We start from the raw sequence: 15,176 nt of genomic DNA, 5'->3' as shown, positions 1-15,176 counted from the left end.
AGCGCTCTAAGGGGGTATGCACGTCTACCTTCCCATAGCCGAAGTATCCGTTAGCCCGTTTATGCTGCTGGCGATTGGTGTTTCCGTGGGCGTTCTGTCCGGCATGTTCGGAGTGGGAGGCGGTTTTCTGATCACGCCACTGCTGTTTCTGATTGGCATTCCGCCCGCAGTCGCCGTGGCGACATCGGCCAACCAGGTCGTGGCATCCTCATTTTCGGGGCTGATGGCCCATCTCAAGCGCAGGACCGTAGACCTGAAGATGGGATCGGTTCTGCTGGGTGGCGGCCTGCTGGGCGCGACGCTGGGGATGCTCGTCTTCAACTATCTCAAGCATTTGGGGCAGGTCGATCTGGCGGTCCAGCTGTGTTACGTCGTGTTTCTTGGCCTCATCGGCACCTTGATGTTCGTTGAGAGCCTGCGTGCAATCCGCCGGTCACGGGCAGCGGGCGGCACCCCACCGACCGCACGTCGCCAACGCACCTGGGTTCATGCGCTGCCGTTCAAAATGCGGTTCCGCGAGTCAAACCTGTACATCTCGGTCATTCCACCCATCCTGGTCGGCTTTGGCGTCGGAATCCTGTCGGCCATCATGGGCGTTGGCGGCGGGTTCATCATGGTTCCGGCAATGATTTATATTCTGGGTATGCCAACAAAGGTGGTGATCGGAACCTCGCTGTTTCAGATCATTTTCGTGGCCGGGTTCACGACGATGATCCACGCTTCGACCAACTTCAGCGTGGATATCGTGCTGGCCTTGTTCCTGTTGATCGGGGGTGTCGTTGGGGCCCAGTTCGGCAGCATGGTCGGCGCCCGGCTGAAGGCTGAGCAGCTGCGGGTTTTGCTGGCGGTACTGGTCATGATCGTGGCCGGAAAAGTTGGGCTGGAACTGATCGTGACTCCGACAGAATTCTATTCGCTATCTGAATTGGCGGGGGTTTGACCGTGACCAGTTTTTCCCTCGAAACCGCCGTGTACTCGCCAGTGCATTCCCTCGCCCAACGCAGCGCACCCACCTTTGATCGTTGTAACCAGTCCACCGCAGCACGGATCGGCTAGACCACATGCATATCTATCTGCCTATCGCCGAAGTCTCCGTGAACGCCTTTCTGCTGCTGGGCCTCGGCGGCATGGTGGGAATTCTGTCCGGCATGTTCGGTGTCGGTGGCGGCTTTTTGATGACCCCGCTGCTGTTCTTTATCGGCATCCCACCTGCCGTTGCCGTGGCTACCGAGGCGAACCAGATCGTTGCCTCGTCATTCTCGGGCGTGCTGGCGCATTTCCGAAGAAAGACGGTCGATCTGAAGATGGGCACGGTCCTTCTTGTGGGTGGTCTGATCGGCGCCGCCGTGGGCGTTGTCTTCTTCAACTATCTCAAAAGCCTGGGTCAGGTCGATCTGCTGGTCAAGCTCTGCTATGTCGTCTTTCTGGGCGTCATTGGCGGGCTGATGTTCTTTGAAAGCCTCAATGCACTGCGCAGGTCCCGAAAAGCCGGTGCAGTCCCTGTCAAACGGCGCCAGAGGGGGTGGATCCACGCCCTGCCGTTCAAGATGCGGTTCCGGACCTCGGGGCTGTATATCTCAGTCATCCCGCCGGTGCTTGTCGGCCTGTTCGTCGGCGTGTTGTCGGCGATCATGGGCGTGGGCGGCGGGTTCATCATGGTGCCCGCCATGATCTACCTGCTGGGAATGCCGACCAAAGTGGTTGTGGGGACATCCCTTTTCCAGATTATTTTCGTCACTGGCTTCACCACCATGCTGCACGCCACGACCAACTTTACGGTCGATATCGTGCTGGCTGTCCTACTGTTGGTTGGCGGGGTGATCGGGGCTCAGATCGGGACCGTGCTGGGGGCACGCATCCCGGCCGAGCAGCTGCGTGTTCTGCTGGCCGCTCTTGTTTTGGCGGTTTGCGGCAAGCTGGCCCTGGATCTATTGTTGCAACCGGCCGAGCTCTATTCGCTTGGCACCGATGGGGGGCATTGACGTGTTGCGCTGGTTCATCGCCCTTGTGTTCCTGACCCTCCCCGCCCATGCCGCGGATGAGCAGGTCGTTCTTGGCCTCAGCCAGGATCGCGTAGCCATCACCGCCGATTTCGATGGATCCGAGATTCTGATCTTTGGCGCCGTCAAGCGCGAAGCGCCTATCCCGCCCGGCCCTCCGCTTGAGGTGATCGTGGCAGTCGCGGGCCCGTCCGAGCCGGTCATGGTGCGGCGCAAGGAAAAGAAATTCGGCATCTGGGTGAATACCGACAGCGTTCTGGTCGATTCCGCACCCAGCTTCTACGCAGTCGCCACAAGCGCGCCGTTCACGGACATCATCACCGACACCGAAGATCTGCGCTATCGCATCTCGATCCGGCGCGCGATCCGGTCCGTCGGGGCGGCCATGCATATCCGGGAGGCGCAGAATTTCGCCCGGGCTGTCGTCAGGATCCGCGAGGATGAGGGCCTGTATTCGATCCGTGAGAACACGGTTGCCGTGGATGAGCAAACGCTATTCCGCACCTCCATCGAGATGCCGGCCGACCTGACCGAAGGCGACTACCTGACCCGCATCTTCCTGATGCGGAATGGCGAAGTCATTTCGCAGTTCGAGACGGTTATCGACGTTCGGAAAGTCGGGCTCGAGCGGTTTCTCTACAACATGTCGCGCCAACAGCCGGTCTGGTACGGGTTGATGTCCCTTGTCATTGCCATCGCCGCAGGCTGGGGCGCTTCGACGGCTTTCCGACTGCTGCGCGAAAACTGACCGCTACCCGCGCCCTATATACGGCATCGTCGTTGCCATCACGGTCATAAACTGGACGTTGGCTTCGGGCGGCAGGCTGGCCATGTGCAGGACCGAGCGCGCGGCATCTTCGACCGCCATCGTCGGATCAGGCTCTCGCCCTTCAGCAACCGCCCTATCGACCAGGGTCTGCACCATCTGGGTTCTGGCATTTCCGATGTCAATCTGCCCACAGGCGATACCATGAGCGCGGCCGTCAAGCGACAGGCTTCGTGTCAGCCCGGTTATCGCGTGTTTGGTGGCGGTGTAGTGAACCGAATTCGGGCGCGGTACATGCGCCGCGATCGAGCCGTTGTTGATGATGCGGCCCCCCTTGGGCACCTGCCTGCGCATCAGGCCAAAGGCCGCGCGGGCGCACAGAAACATCCCGTTCAGGTTCACGTTGACGCTCTGATACCAGTCGTCCAGCGTGATCTCGTCGATCGTTCCCGCGGGGGCAAGGATCCCTGCGTTGTTGAACAGAACATCCAACCGTCCAGCCTGCGCCTGAAATTCATCGAACGCCGCCGACACCGCTTGGGGGTCGGTTACGTCGGCCACCAGGGGAATGGCGTTTTCGCGCGTTGCGGCCATCTGGCTCAGCTTGTCCGCACTGCGCGCCAGCAGGCCGACCGTCCAACCCTGGTCCAGAAACAGCTCGGCCGTCGCCCGCCCAATGCCCGAACTCGCCCCGGTTACGATGATCGTGTTCACGTCTCCTCCGCCTCCAGCGTAAGTTTTGCGGCCGAAACCGCGCGCAGGTCGTGAACCCGCAACGGGTGGCTTGGTTTGGACAGCCGGTTGCGCACCACCCAGATCAGCCGCTCTTGCGCGCGGGTGATGGCCACATAGGCCAGCCGTTTCCACAGGGGTTGCCCGGCCTCGGTCCGGCCCATGCGGGCGGCGGCATAAAGGTCAGGTGCAAAGACCTGCACCGTGTCCCATTGCGAGCCTTGCGCCTTGTGAATCGTCACGGCGGCCCCATGCAGAAACGTGGCCCCCATGCGCGCGGCAAAGGGGATGAAGGGCTCTTCCTCGTCCGGTTTTTCGATCTGCACGATCGACGCGGCGCTGACCTGCGGGTCTTCGGCCCCCATGACATGCAGCCGCGAGAACCCAGGCTTGCGCCCCGGCCCCAGATAGATCACCTGCGCGCCCTTGATCAGCCCGCGCGCCTCGAGGTCGAGCCGTTTCTTGCGGTGCTTCAGCGGCAGCTCGATCCCGTCGCAGATCAACGGTTCGCCTTCCAACAGCTCGGTCTCGGGGGCGCCATGCACCTGACGGAAGGCCTGGATCAGCCGGATACGCGTCGCGTTCCGCCAGACCAGAACCGGGCTGCGGGCCATCAGGTCGACCTCGACCCGCTGGCCCCAGACCACACGGTCATCCGTGCGGGCGGTCTGCTCGACAAGACGTTCAAAATCCTCGAACCCCATGGCAGGATCGGCCAGCGCATGGGCCAGGTCCAGAATGGGGTTGTCGGCCTCTTGCCGGTGCACCCGGTGCAGGATCAGCTTGCGCGGTTCGGGCAAAGCATCGAACACCATCGACCCGGACTGATTCACCGGTGCCAACTGTGCCGGATCGCCGAACAGCAACAAGGTAGGAAAAATTTCTTTGAGATCCTCGAACTGGCGGTCGTCCAGCATCGAGGCTTCATCGACGAACCCGATATCCAGCGGCTCGTCGCGACGTTTCCATCCGGTTATGAAATCCGACCCGCGCAGGCCGGCGGCGGCCAGGGCACCCGGGATGGACTTGTTGTTGGCATAGAACGCGGCCGCGCGGTCCAACGCCTCGTCGGTCAGGCCTTCGATCTCGGGGCGGTCGTCATTGCCCGCCAGCCACTCGGCGATCCGTTCGTATTCCGGATCATAGACCGGCGTGTACAGAATGCGGTGAATGGTGGTGGCCGGAACACCGCGCAATCGCAACACGCTGGCGGCCTTGTTGGTCGGGGCCAAAATGGCAAGGCTGCGCTTGTCTTTCGATTTGCGGCTTTCATAGTCGCCCGAGACGATCTGAACTCCGGTCTCAGCCAGTGCCTTGAAGAGTTCGGCCAACAGCAGGGTCTTGCCCGACCCGGCCTTGCCGATCACCGCCATGACCCCCGATTCGCCCTGGCCGGGCAGCTTGAGCAGCGCATCATCTTCCAGGTCCACGCCTGCGGTTTTCAGCATCTGGGCAATGCTGTCGAACGCGGCGGCCTGATCTTCGGAAAAAGTAACCTTGGGCAGAGACATGGCGCGACCCTACAGGGCCGCGCCAACCTGCGCCAGATGCGGAATTCAACGTCAGGCAGACAGTGCGAACCGATGCCGCGCGGCGGACCCGAACGCCGTCTTGAACCACAATCGCGACAGCTCGCGCGGGATGCCCGCCCGCTCGGCCACGCGGTTGCAATCGTCAGCGGAATAGGGCCAAAGACCGACCGAAATCTGGTCACGGCCCGCCCCCTCCGAGCCCAAGACCACCGGCGAGGAACCGATTAGCCGATAGATGCGGATCATCCTTGCATCAAAGACCCCGGCGATGTGGGTCAGACCGAAGCCTTCCATGATCTCCCCCCCGCTCAGCATGATTGCCCCGGCCGTGTGTGGATGAGCGGTGCGGGACAGGCAGAACCGCGTCACTTCCCAGATCAGCGGGCTGCGGATTGGGCTGCCGCCGGTCAGATGCCCGAACACCTCATTTACCATGACAGGGCCAGTCGTGGGCAATACCCGCATCGATCCGCCGTGACTGCCGTCCGGCTCTTCCCAGATGACATACAGCGGGTTCAGATCATCATACTGATCCCGTTCCTCTCCTTTGGAATTGACATGAACATCCCATCCGAGGCGGGTTTTGAATTGATCTGCGCGGTCGCGAAACATCCCCTCGGCCAATTTTGGAAATTTATGAAGCTCGTCAGCGTAAACATAACGCAGCATGACTTTTCCCCTTGTCGTCCAGTACTGGAACGAAGGGGGTACAAAGTCGTGGTTAATTTACCGTGTGGCCCTCGCGCGGGCCTTAAACCACTATTAATCCTCTGCTGAGGGCAGTGGCGATGGCATGGGTTGTATTCAGAGCACTCAGCTTGGACCGGGCGCTTTCGATATAGACACGCAATGTGTGCTCGGAAATAGACAGGGAGTGCGCGACCTGCGCCCGGCTGTAGCCCAAGGCCAGTAGCGTCATCGCGTCGATCTCGCGCGGAGAGAGACCGCGCGCGGATTCAGGTCTGCGGTCCTGCTCGAAATCCAAAGCTTTGCGGTTGAAGTAGTGGGCGAGCAGTATCAACTCGCGGCTGTAGGTCACGATGAAGGCACCCCAAGCCTCGTCGCTGCAAATGTGATTGACCGTAAAAAGCGCGAACTGGCCATTCGGCCCACGAATTGGGATCGAATAGCCCTGATTGCCGACACCATGATCCAAAGCATCCTGCAGAAAGGCTTTTGCGACCTTGCCGGACCAGTTCAGAGATTTCCAATTGACCGGATGAAACCGCTGGAAGCAGCCCAGGATTACGGGATCTATTCGGTGATAGTTGCGTTCACGGTATCGGTCGGCCCAGGCATCCGGATAGGTGGTGTAGCCATATTGATCGCCGGCGCCATCGACCCAGTGATAGACGATGTGATCGACCTTCAGTTTGTCCCTGATGCGGACAGCAACCGCACCCAGCTCGTCAAGCGTGCTGGTGTTTTCCAAATCCTCCAGGATCTGGCTCAAATCGAACTGTGTTCCCATTCGACGGCGCTTTTGCCTCATCGTTCAGGGACGCAATTTCGGCCGCGGCGATCAGCCTGGTGTCGTCAAGCTGCTCGGCCAGCGCGGTCAACCCATTCGCAACGGCGAAGGCGTTGAGGTCCGACAATACGTCCAGTATCCACTCATTTCGCGCCATCATGGTCTCTCCGAAACAGTTAACGAAGGGTTAACACAACCATAACATGTACGCTGTTTTCTTGCCTATTCACTGCTTTCTACTCCCCAAAAACAGCGGGTCCCAAATGTGCATGGTATTGAAAAACAATATCCCATCTTCCGAACGCAAAACGCCCGCGAACCGTCCAAGCGATTCGCGGGCGCTTGCTTTCAAAGCGCGGTGATCAACCGCGGGCGTCCAGAACCTCTTCCAAGGTCCGCATGCCCGTACGCGGGGCCTGAACCAAGACAGACATGTTGCCCGGCTTGTGCTCGTTCCGCATCATTTTCATGTGCGCCTCGGGCAGTTCTTTCCAAGTGAACACTTCGGACATGCAGGGATCGAGACGCCGCTCCAGCATCAGCCGGTTTGCAGCGGACGCCTGCTTGAGATGCGCGAAATGCGAACCCTGCAGACGCTTCTGGTGCATCCACATGTACCGAACGTCAAAGGTCAGGTTGTAGCCGGTGGTCCCGGCGCAGATCACGACCATGCCGCCTTTTTTGACGACAAAGGTCGAGACCGGGAAGGTGCTCTCGCCGGGGTGTTCGAACACCATGTCGACGTTCACGCCCTTGCCCGTGATGTCCCAGATCGCCTTGCCGAACTTGCGGGCCTCTTTGAACCACTCGGCATATTCAGGCGTGTTTACCGTGGGCAACTGCCCCCAGCAGTTGAAGTCCTTGCGGTTGATGACGCCCTTGGCGCCCAACCCCATGACAAAGTCGCGCTTGCTTTCGTCCGAGATCACACCGATCGCGTTAGCGCCGGCCGTGTTGATTAGCTGGATCGCATAGGAGCCCAGACCCCCCGACGCGCCCCAGACCAGAACGTTCTGACCCGGCTTCAGGTCATGCGGCTCGTGCCCGAACAGCATCCGATAAGCGGTGGCCAGCGTCAGCGTGTAGCAGGCGCTTTCTTCCCAGGTCAGGTGCTTGGGGCGCGGCATCAGCTGTTGCGCCTGCACGTTGGTGAATTGCGCAAACGACCCATCGGGCGTTTCATAGCCCCAGATCCGCTGGCTGGGCGAATACATCGGATCGCCGCCGTTGCACTCTTCATCGTCGCCATCGTCCTGGTTGCAGTGGATCACGACCTCGTCGCCGACCTTCCAGCGTTTCACCTTGTCGCCCACCGCCCAGACGATGCCCGAAGCATCCGATCCGGCAATGTGATACGGGGCCTGGTGACCATCGAAGGGGCTGATCGGCTTGCCGAGCGAGGCCCAGACGCCGTTGTAATTGACGCCTGCCGCCATCACCAGAACCAGCACTTCGTGGCTGTCCAGCTTGGGCACATCGACCACTTCCAACTGCATTGCAGTGTTGGGCTCACCGTGGCGCTCCTTGCGGATGGCCCATGCATACATCTGTTTGGGCACATATCCCATCGGAGGGATTTCACCCATCTCGTAGAGGTCTTTTTCCGGTGCCTCGTAGGACGCGATGCCGCCGTCGGTGTCCAAAGCCATTGTGGCCTCCTCTGTCAAACATGTTCGCCGCGACGCAGAATTGCGCGCTTCATAGGCTGGAATATTGGCCCATGAGTAATTTTGCAACCCATTTCGGATCATTATTGAAATTTTATGACCCAGCGGCCGCAGAAATTTCTTTTGCAGTCGCAGAACCATCCGGGTCTTCGCTGATGGGCGCTGAGGCCGCATAATACTGCATCAGATCCAGCCGCTCGACCGATGGCGACAGCATACCGTTGTTTCTGCTCAGTATTCGCCGCTCGACCAGTTGTTCGATCGCTGGCGGGATGGCCTTCAGGTCTTCGTCCGTGGCGCCCTCGCGCCGCATCAGCTCGACGATCCGTGACTGAACGTCAGACTCGGAGATGGTGCCGTTTTCGCGAACGAGCCAGCACGCGGCGGGCGCTGGGACCAAAGGAATCGCCCGGCCAATCCGGCGCATCAACTCTCGAGCCAGATCCGTCATCAGGTCCGGGCCGGCTTGTTCGCGAAACTCCTGCAGCGAAATGGGCAGGCCGTATCGGACCGAGGCAAGACCAAACCGTTTGTAACGCCCGATGATACGGCGCCATATCTGTTTCAGGCTCCACCTTGTGATCACGCCGATCCGCGCGCGGAACCGCCGTTCGCTGCCCAAGGCGGCGGCGGTCAGAATCGTATCCTCCAGCACCCGGTCATAGTTCAGCGCAACCGGTACGAACACGACGTCGCGACCATCGGGACTGGTGCCGTCGATGATGTATTTCAGCAGTCCCAGTTTGGGTCGTCCCAAAGACCCGGTGAGGCTCAGACCGCCCTCGGGGAACATCGCCTGCGTCACACCGGCATTGGTGGCCAGGCGCACATAGCTGGCCAGAACCTGTCGGTAGAGCTCGCTGCCGGACTTGCGTCGGATGAAATAGGCTCCCATCGCGCGGATCAACCGGCTGAGCGGCCAGACCCGTGCCCACTCGCCCACCGCATAGGACAGCGCCGACTGTTGCGCGGCCAAATAGGTCACCAGAACATAATCCATGTTGCTCCGGTGGTTCATCACAAAGACCACGGTTGCTTTGGGATCGATCTCCTTCAATGCGGCCTCATCCTCGTGGCTTAGGCGGACATTGTAGAACGCGTTGCTCAACCATCGAGCCAACCGAATGGCAAAGCTGAAGTACATGAAAGCCGAAAACGACGGGACGATTTCCCGGGCGTAGCGCCGGGCCTGCTCGAACGCGACCGCTTCGGGGATGCCATGCTCTTCGGCGTGGTGCTGAACAGCCTGACCAACCTGCGGGTCATAGATCAGGCGTTGGATCATGTCATGACGCTCGGCCAGTTTGAACGGCTGGATCGGCCGTTGCAGGCGCTGGTTCAACCGTTCAACAGCCCGTTCAAGCCGACGGCGAAAGAACCAGCGCACCGACGGGAACAGGAAATGCGAGGCGAAGGTGACCGCAGCAAACACCACGATCAGAACAAACAGCCAAATCGGTAACTCAACGGTCTGCGTCATGCCCGCACAGTGCCATCAAACCGCCGCTGTCACAATCGGCAGCACGCCGTACATGCCGCAACGCAGCGAATTGACATGTGCTGAAAATTGCGCTTTAGAACCATCTTGAGAAATATTGTTACCCATCGATGCATGAGGCTCTGACCATGACGCAGACGCAGAAAGACCGCCCCTGGCTCATCCGAACCTATGCCGGTCATTCCACGGCCAAGGCCTCGAACGCGCTGTACCGGTCAAATCTGGCCAAAGGGCAGACAGGCCTGTCGGTGGCCTTCGATCTGCCGACGCAGACCGGATACGACAGCGATCACACCCTGGCGCGGGGCGAGGTCGGCAAGGTCGGCGTGCCGGTCTGTCACCTGGGCGACATGCGGGTCCTGTTCGACCAGATCCCTCTGGAGCAGATGAACACCTCGATGACGATCAACGCCACTGCCCCCTGGCTGCTGGCGTTGTATATCGCGGTGGCCGAGGAACAGGGCGCGGATGTATCCAAGCTGCAGGGCACGGTGCAGAATGACCTGATCAAGGAATACCTGAGCCGCGGCACTTATGTCTGCCCGCCCAAGCCCTCGCTCAAGATGATCGCGGACGTGGCCGAGTACTGTTATTCGAACGTACCGAAATGGAACCCGATGAACGTATGTTCCTATCACCTGCAAGAGGCCGGCGCGACGCCCGAGCAGGAGCTGGCCTACGCGCTGGCCACCGCCATCGCCGTGCTGGACGAGCTGCGCCCCCGCGTTCCGGCCGAGGACTTTCCGGCGCTGTGCGGCCGCATCTCGTTCTTCGTGAATGCGGGCATCCGGTTTGTCACCGAAATGTGCAAAATGCGGGCGTTTGTCGATCTTTGGGATGAAATCCTGCAACAGCGTTATGGCGTGGAAAACCCCAAATTCCGCCGATTCCGCTATGGCGTTCAGGTCAATTCGCTGGGCCTGACCGAGCAGCAGCCCGAGAACAACGTCTATCGCATCCTGATCGAGATGCTAGCCGTGACCCTGTCGAAAAAGGCGCGTGCCCGGGCGGTACAGCTGCCCGCCTGGAACGAAGCACTGGGCCTGCCGCGCCCGTGGGACCAGCAATGGTCGATGCGGATGCAGCAAATCCTGGCCTACGAGACCGACCTGCTGGAATATGACGACCTGTTCGACGGCAACCCGGTGGTCGATGCCAAGGTCGAGGAACTGAAGCAGGGCGCCCGGGCTGAACTGGCCAACCTGGAGTCGATGGGTGGTGCGGTTGCGGCGATCGACTACATGAAATCGCGGCTGGTGGATTCCAACGCCGAGCGGCTCAACCGGATCGAGCGCAATGAGACCATCGTCGTCGGCGTGAACCGCTGGACCGAGGGTGAGTCCTCGCCGCTGCAGACCGAGGATGGCGGGATCATGGTCGTCGATCCGGCGGTCGAACAGGAACAGATCGATCGCCTGAACGTCTGGCGTGCCGCCCGCGATGACGCCGCCGTGGTCGCGGCGCTGGCCGATCTGCGCGCCGCCGCGCAATCGGGCGCCAACATCATGGAGCCCTCGATCGCCGCGGCCAAGGCCGGTGTCACCACCGGCGAATGGGCAGAAGAGATGCGCCGCGTCTTTGGCACCTATCGCGGCCCGACGGGCGTTTCGGGGTCGGTCTCGAACAAGACCGAAGGCTTGGACGACCTGCGGGCGGCGGTGGATGCGGTCAGCGACCGCCTGGGGCGTCGCCTGAAATTCCTGGTCGGCAAGCCGGGTCTGGACGGTCATTCCAACGGCGCCGAACAGATCGCCTTCCGCGCCCGCGATTGCGGCATGGACATCACCTATGACGGCATCCGCCTGACCCCCGACGAAATCGTCGCTTCGGCCATCGAGCAGCAAGCCCATGTGATTGGCCTGTCGATCCTGTCGGGCAGCCACCTGCCGCTGGTTCAAGAAGTGATGACACGCCTTCGAGAAGCAGGTCTGGGTGATATTCCAGTTGTCGTCGGAGGCATCATCCCGGACGAGGATGCGGATCGCCTCAGATCGATGGGTGTTGCCAAAGTCTATACGCCCAAGAATTTCGAGCTGAATGCCATTATGGGGGATATCGTTTTGCTGGCCGATCCAAAAACGCTGGCCGCGGAATAATCGCCCAGAATTAATTCCATTGCCCATTTCGTTTAAAGAATGGCCATTGATTGGGATTCTCCGTAACGTTGCCTGATGAGTAAAAAATGAATCAGGTGGGTACGGAGAACGACAATGGGCATAAATCTGGACAAGCTGTCGCGTAAGGAATTGCTTGAATTGCGCGATCAGGTCGATAAGGCGCTGGAAAACGCTGAGGCCAGAGAGCGTCAGGAAGCATTGATGGCCGCTGAAAAAGCAGCTGCCGCTTATGGGTTTTCCTTGTCCGACTTGGCATCTCAGCCCACTCGGTCCGGCAAGGGATCGAAAGCCAAAGCAAAATATCGCAATCCGGCCGATCCGGCGCAAACCTGGACGGGGCGTGGGCGTAAACCAAAATGGGTCCACGAAGCGCTGAAAGCCGGTGCAGATATTTCCGATCTGGAAATCTGAACGGGAAAAGTATCAAAATGACAATTCACATTGGCGCCGAAAAAGGTGAAATCGCCGAAACCGTGCTTTTGCCGGGTGATCCGTATCGTGCGAAATGGGCCGCCGAAACTTTTCTGAGCAATGTGCGGCAAGTCAACGATGTCCGCGGGATGCTGGGTTTCACCGGCGAGTGGAAAGGAAATCCGGTCACCATTCAGGGCAGCGGAATGGGAATGCCGTCGCTGTCCATTTACGTAAATGAATTGATCCGGGACTACGGTGCAGAAACCCTGATCCGCATCGGGTCTTGCGGCAGTATGCAGGAAAACGTGAAAGTCCGGGATGTAATCCTAGCCATGACGTCAACGACGCTCAGCACCCCGTCCCGGGGCATCATGAAAGAGCTCAACTTTGCGCCTTGTGCGGATTGGGGCCTGCTGCAGGCGGCCGCTAAGGCAGCCGAGGCCAAGGACACGGCAACCCATATCGGCGGCATCTATTCGTCTGACGTGTTCTATGACGAACGCCCCGACCTGAACGAACAGATGGTGCGCCACGGAATCCTGGGTGTCGAAATGGAAGCAGCCGAGCTGTATGTCCTGGCCGCGAGGCACAAATGCCGGGCTCTGGCGGTTCTGACCGTGTCCGATCACCTCCTGACCGGCGAGGCCTTGCCCTCATCCGAGCGCCAGAGCAGCTTCGGCGACATGGTGGAAATCGCGCTGCAGGCGGCGTTCCCGAACGCCTGACACAAAACGGCCCGGGTCACCCCCGGGCCTCAGCGCCCATGCGTACGGTCATAGCCATTGGGCGCCGGACTTTGCCAACCGCTCAGCGTGCCTTCGGCAGGTGCAAAAACCTCGACCAACAGCGGGTGACAGGCGGCCGTATCCGACGAGTGTTCGGACGAGCAATCCCCACCCGGACAGGCGCTGAGGTCACCCAGAAGGTCGATTTCCGCGAAAAACTCCAAATAGTCACCCGGTCGAACCGGTGAAGCCTTCATAAAATACTGCCCCGTATCGCGGGTAAAGCCGGTGCACATGAATACGTTCAACACGTCGTGCACCAAACGCTCGGCTACCGGAATCTCCAGACCAGTATGGCCAGCCAGCGCCCGGGTCAGGTTGGAGTGGCAGCAATGATGGTATTGAGTGCCCGACAGCAGGTTTCCAGTATAAGGATCGCAACGCGTTCCGATCACGTCATGCACCGACCCGCCGTATTGATCGATTCCGTACCAATCCAAGGTGTCCGCAACGATCGTGGCCATCGGGCGCAGAAAGGGAAAGCTGGACCATAGCCGCTTGCCGGTCGTGACATGGGTGCCATGCAATGCACGCGTCTTGCCCGAATAGAAACGTTCGTTCAGGTCGTGCAGGTTCCACAGGTTCAGGTCGCCGACCTGCGGGCCTTCGACCGAGGTGATCCGAAAGAAGTGCCCGGCCGGCACCTCAAAGCAGCGGGCATCACGTGGCGGCACCAGAACTTCGGCTGTCTTTCGCGCGCTCTTTCGGGCGTCCAGCAGCAGGTCAAGGTCAACGCTGGGCAGGGTGTCATTTGGGTAGCAAATGACCGGAGCGATTCCGCGGCGGGCGGCGGCATCCGAAGGAGGATTTGGCATTCTGCATCTTTCCGCTGTTTTGCGCAGATTGACCCAGAATGACCTTTGGGAAAACCCCGTTTCCCTCAGGCAAGAAGGCTTATTTCCGTTCACATCGCGTGGGCTGCGTCTCGGAGACGGAAACCGCCCCGCAATACGCGCAACTCCACGTGCCGGCATGCCTGTGCTGCCGCCACCGGCAGTCGCGGGTCAAAGAAGACGTGCGTGACCGCCAGACGAAATAGGCGAACACGCCGGCGCCGAGCAGAAGCAGAAGAACAGGCATTCCCCTGCTTCGCGCAATATGCGCCGGGACTCAAGACTTGGCTTGGTAAACTCAGGCCGCGTTGGCGTATTCAAACAACTCCGGCTCTGCATCTTTTGCAGGCTTGACCGGCTCAGGCTCGTAGTAGGCCCAGGCTTGCTCAAGATATTCCAAGGCTTTGGCTGCGTTTGTTTTTTTGGATTCGTTCTTCATCGGAGTGATCCTGTTTCCAATCCGTCACTCCTCCCCGATACCAAACATAGTCTTGGCCGGGGCGGCCCACATCCAATGATTTCGCATGTGGGCCATGCACTTGCCGCAACGCGGCAAGCGCGTTGGTCGTCATCGGTCAAACTGCGCGTTCGACCATCATCTTCTTGATCTCAGCAATCGCCTTGGCCGGGTTTAGCCCCTTGGGGCAGGTCTTTGCACAGTTCATGATCGTATGGCACCGATACAGCTTGAACGGATCCTCAAGCTGATCCAGACGCTCGCCGGTGGCCTCGTCGCGGCTGTCGATGATCCAGCGATAGGCATGCAGCAACGCGGCGGGGCCAAGGTACCGGTCGCCATTCCACCAATAGCTGGGGCACGAGGTCGAGCAGCTGGCGCACATGACGCATTCGTACAGACCATCCAGTTTTTTCCGGTCTTCGATCGACTGCTTCCATTCTTTTGCAGGGCGGTTGGTCTTGGTCTCCAGCCAGGGCATGATGCTGGCGTGCTGTGCATAGAAATGGGTCAGATCCGGGATCAGGTCCTTGACCACCGGCATGTGCGGCAGCGGGTAGATCTTCACGTCGCCCTTGATCTCGTCCATGCCGTAGATGCAGGCCAACGTGTTGATCCCGTCGATGTTCATCGCGCAGGAGCCGCAGATCCCCTCGCGGCACGACCGGCGGAAGGTCAGGGTCGGGTCGACCTTGTTCTTGATGTAGATCAGCGCATCCAGAACCATCGGCCCGCAATCGTCCATGTCGACGAAATAGGTGTCGACCCGAGGGTTCTGCCCGTCATCGGGATTCCAGCGATAGATCTGGAACTTACGCACGTTGCTCGCGCCTTCCGGCTTCGGCCAGGTCTTGCCCGTCGTAATCCGGGAATTCGTAGGGAGGGTCAGTTGGACCATGTGTTC

16 protein-coding genes are annotated in these 15,176 nt (G+C 60.0%); 6 read left to right on the top strand and 10 right to left on the bottom strand.

Features of this window, described 5'->3' with window-relative positions; genetic code table 11:
• Positions 1 to 16: 16 nt before the first annotated feature.
• From ACR0NY_RS16875 to ACR0NY_RS16865, 3 genes are all read left to right on the top strand, one after another.
• Entirely contained in the window at positions 17 to 940 is a 924-nt protein-coding gene (locus ACR0NY_RS16875; RefSeq protein ID WP_170342163.1) for a sulfite exporter TauE/SafE family protein, read from the top strand.
• 121 nt (positions 941 to 1,061) lie between these two features.
• Positions 1,062 to 1,982: a sulfite exporter TauE/SafE family protein gene (locus ACR0NY_RS16870; protein WP_093963459.1), complete on the top strand. Its 921-nt coding sequence runs from the start codon at positions 1,062 to 1,064 to the stop codon at positions 1,980 to 1,982.
• A complete protein-coding gene (locus ACR0NY_RS16865) occupies positions 1,969 to 2,748 on the top strand; it encodes a TIGR02186 family protein (protein ID WP_170369750.1) in 780 nt (259 codons plus the stop codon). The genes ACR0NY_RS16870 and ACR0NY_RS16865 overlap by 14 nt, the downstream gene beginning before the upstream one ends.
• A 3-nt stretch (positions 2,749 to 2,751) precedes the next feature.
• Here the strand turns inward: ACR0NY_RS16865 and ACR0NY_RS16860 are convergent, their stop codons facing one another.
• From ACR0NY_RS16860 to ACR0NY_RS16830, 7 genes are all read right to left on the bottom strand, one after another.
• Complete coding sequence (locus ACR0NY_RS16860; protein WP_170369752.1) at positions 2,752 to 3,480, bottom strand: SDR family oxidoreductase; 729 nt, start codon at positions 3,478 to 3,480, stop codon at positions 2,752 to 2,754.
• Positions 3,477 to 5,009 carry an ATP-dependent DNA helicase gene (locus ACR0NY_RS16855; RefSeq protein ID WP_170369755.1) on the bottom strand — a complete coding sequence of 511 codons (1,533 nt, stop codon included), beginning with the start codon at positions 5,007 to 5,009 and terminating at the stop codon, positions 3,477 to 3,479. The genes ACR0NY_RS16860 and ACR0NY_RS16855 overlap by 4 nt, the downstream gene beginning before the upstream one ends.
• A 51-nt stretch (positions 5,010 to 5,060) precedes the next feature.
• Complete coding sequence (locus ACR0NY_RS16850; RefSeq protein WP_170360153.1) at positions 5,061 to 5,699, bottom strand: acyl-homoserine-lactone synthase; 639 nt, start codon at positions 5,697 to 5,699, stop codon at positions 5,061 to 5,063.
• Positions 5,700 to 5,781: 82 nt separating this feature from the next.
• On the bottom strand, positions 5,782 to 6,501 hold the full coding sequence (locus ACR0NY_RS16845; protein WP_170369757.1) for a helix-turn-helix transcriptional regulator: 720 nt from the start codon (positions 6,499 to 6,501) through the stop codon (positions 5,782 to 5,784).
• The gene (locus ACR0NY_RS16840) at positions 6,440 to 6,658 is read right to left on the bottom strand and encodes a hypothetical protein (RefSeq protein WP_170369618.1); all 219 of its coding nucleotides are present in this window, start codon (positions 6,656 to 6,658) and stop codon (positions 6,440 to 6,442) included. Before ACR0NY_RS16840 ends, ACR0NY_RS16845 begins: the two co-directional genes overlap by 62 nt.
• A 205-nt stretch (positions 6,659 to 6,863) precedes the next feature.
• Positions 6,864 to 8,150 (bottom strand): crotonyl-CoA carboxylase/reductase, encoded by a 1,287-nt coding sequence (ccrA, locus tag ACR0NY_RS16835; protein ID WP_170369759.1) that lies wholly within the window; start codon positions 8,148 to 8,150, stop codon positions 6,864 to 6,866.
• A 112-nt stretch (positions 8,151 to 8,262) separates the two neighbouring features.
• Complete coding sequence (locus tag ACR0NY_RS16830; protein ID WP_170369761.1) at positions 8,263 to 9,648, bottom strand: 1-acyl-sn-glycerol-3-phosphate acyltransferase; 1,386 nt, start codon at positions 9,646 to 9,648, stop codon at positions 8,263 to 8,265.
• A 146-nt stretch (positions 9,649 to 9,794) separates the two neighbouring features.
• On the opposite strand from ACR0NY_RS16830, the gene ACR0NY_RS16825 reads away from it, so the two are divergent.
• The 3 genes from ACR0NY_RS16825 to deoD all read left to right on the top strand — a co-directional run bounded on the left by ACR0NY_RS16825 (position 9,795) and on the right by deoD (position 12,922).
• Complete coding sequence (locus ACR0NY_RS16825; protein WP_170369762.1) at positions 9,795 to 11,762, top strand: protein meaA; 1,968 nt, start codon at positions 9,795 to 9,797, stop codon at positions 11,760 to 11,762.
• Between the two features lie 114 nt (positions 11,763 to 11,876).
• Positions 11,877 to 12,194 carry an H-NS histone family protein gene (locus ACR0NY_RS16820; RefSeq protein WP_170342178.1) on the top strand — a complete coding sequence of 106 codons (318 nt, stop codon included), beginning with the start codon at positions 11,877 to 11,879 and terminating at the stop codon, positions 12,192 to 12,194.
• Between the two features lie 17 nt (positions 12,195 to 12,211).
• Entirely contained in the window at positions 12,212 to 12,922 is a 711-nt protein-coding gene (gene deoD / locus ACR0NY_RS16815; protein WP_170369764.1) for a purine-nucleoside phosphorylase, read from the top strand.
• A gap of 29 nt (positions 12,923 to 12,951) precedes the next feature.
• Here the strand turns inward: deoD and ACR0NY_RS16810 are convergent, their stop codons facing one another.
• From ACR0NY_RS16810 to ACR0NY_RS16800, 3 genes are all read right to left on the bottom strand, one after another.
• On the bottom strand, positions 12,952 to 13,797 hold the full coding sequence (locus ACR0NY_RS16810) for an urea carboxylase-associated family protein (RefSeq protein WP_170369767.1): 846 nt from the start codon (positions 13,795 to 13,797) through the stop codon (positions 12,952 to 12,954).
• 316 nt (positions 13,798 to 14,113) lie between these two features.
• Positions 14,114 to 14,254 carry a hypothetical protein gene (locus tag ACR0NY_RS16805; RefSeq protein ID WP_170342184.1) on the bottom strand — a complete coding sequence of 47 codons (141 nt, stop codon included), beginning with the start codon at positions 14,252 to 14,254 and terminating at the stop codon, positions 14,114 to 14,116.
• Positions 14,255 to 14,390: 136 nt separating this feature from the next.
• On the bottom strand, positions 14,391 to 15,170 hold the full coding sequence (locus tag ACR0NY_RS16800) for a succinate dehydrogenase iron-sulfur subunit (protein ID WP_170343321.1): 780 nt from the start codon (positions 15,168 to 15,170) through the stop codon (positions 14,391 to 14,393).
• Positions 15,171 to 15,176 lie beyond the last annotated feature (6 nt).

The sequence above is a fragment of the Ruegeria sp. BJ5 genome, assembly GCF_056537865.1.
The sequence above is the reverse complement of the archived record's forward strand: the minus strand, read 5'-3'. Positions and strand labels throughout refer to the sequence as shown.

Excerpts from the sequence above, each read along its gene's own strand:
- ACR0NY_RS16875 (WP_170342163.1), top strand. The coding sequence starts at position 17 with ATGCACGTCTACCTTCCCATAGCCGAAGTATCCGTTAGCCCGTTTATG.
- ACR0NY_RS16870 (WP_093963459.1), top strand. The coding sequence starts at position 1,062 with ATGCATATCTATCTGCCTATCGCCGAAGTCTCCGTGAACGCCTTTCTG.
- ACR0NY_RS16865 (WP_170369750.1), top strand. The coding sequence starts at position 1,969 with ATGGGGGGCATTGACGTGTTGCGCTGGTTCATCGCCCTTGTGTTCCTG.
- ACR0NY_RS16855 (WP_170369755.1), bottom strand. The coding sequence starts at position 5,009 with ATGTCTCTGCCCAAGGTTACTTTTTCCGAAGATCAGGCCGCCGCGTTC.
- ACR0NY_RS16850 (WP_170360153.1), bottom strand. The coding sequence starts at position 5,699 with ATGCTGCGTTATGTTTACGCTGACGAGCTTCATAAATTTCCAAAATTG.
- ACR0NY_RS16845 (WP_170369757.1), bottom strand. The coding sequence starts at position 6,501 with ATGGGAACACAGTTCGATTTGAGCCAGATCCTGGAGGATTTGGAAAAC.
- ACR0NY_RS16840 (WP_170369618.1), bottom strand. The coding sequence starts at position 6,658 with ATGGCGCGAAATGAGTGGATACTGGACGTATTGTCGGACCTCAACGCC.
- ccrA (WP_170369759.1), bottom strand. The coding sequence starts at position 8,150 with ATGGCTTTGGACACCGACGGCGGCATCGCGTCCTACGAGGCACCGGAA.
- ACR0NY_RS16830 (WP_170369761.1), bottom strand. The coding sequence starts at position 9,648 with ATGACGCAGACCGTTGAGTTACCGATTTGGCTGTTTGTTCTGATCGTG.
- ACR0NY_RS16825 (WP_170369762.1), top strand. The coding sequence starts at position 9,795 with ATGACGCAGACGCAGAAAGACCGCCCCTGGCTCATCCGAACCTATGCC.
- ACR0NY_RS16820 (WP_170342178.1), top strand. The coding sequence starts at position 11,877 with ATGGGCATAAATCTGGACAAGCTGTCGCGTAAGGAATTGCTTGAATTG.
- deoD (WP_170369764.1), top strand. The coding sequence starts at position 12,212 with ATGACAATTCACATTGGCGCCGAAAAAGGTGAAATCGCCGAAACCGTG.
- ACR0NY_RS16810 (WP_170369767.1), bottom strand. The coding sequence starts at position 13,797 with ATGCCAAATCCTCCTTCGGATGCCGCCGCCCGCCGCGGAATCGCTCCG.
- ACR0NY_RS16805 (WP_170342184.1), bottom strand. The coding sequence starts at position 14,254 with ATGAAGAACGAATCCAAAAAAACAAACGCAGCCAAAGCCTTGGAATAT.
- ACR0NY_RS16800 (WP_170343321.1), bottom strand. The coding sequence starts at position 15,170 with ATGGTCCAACTGACCCTCCCTACGAATTCCCGGATTACGACGGGCAAG.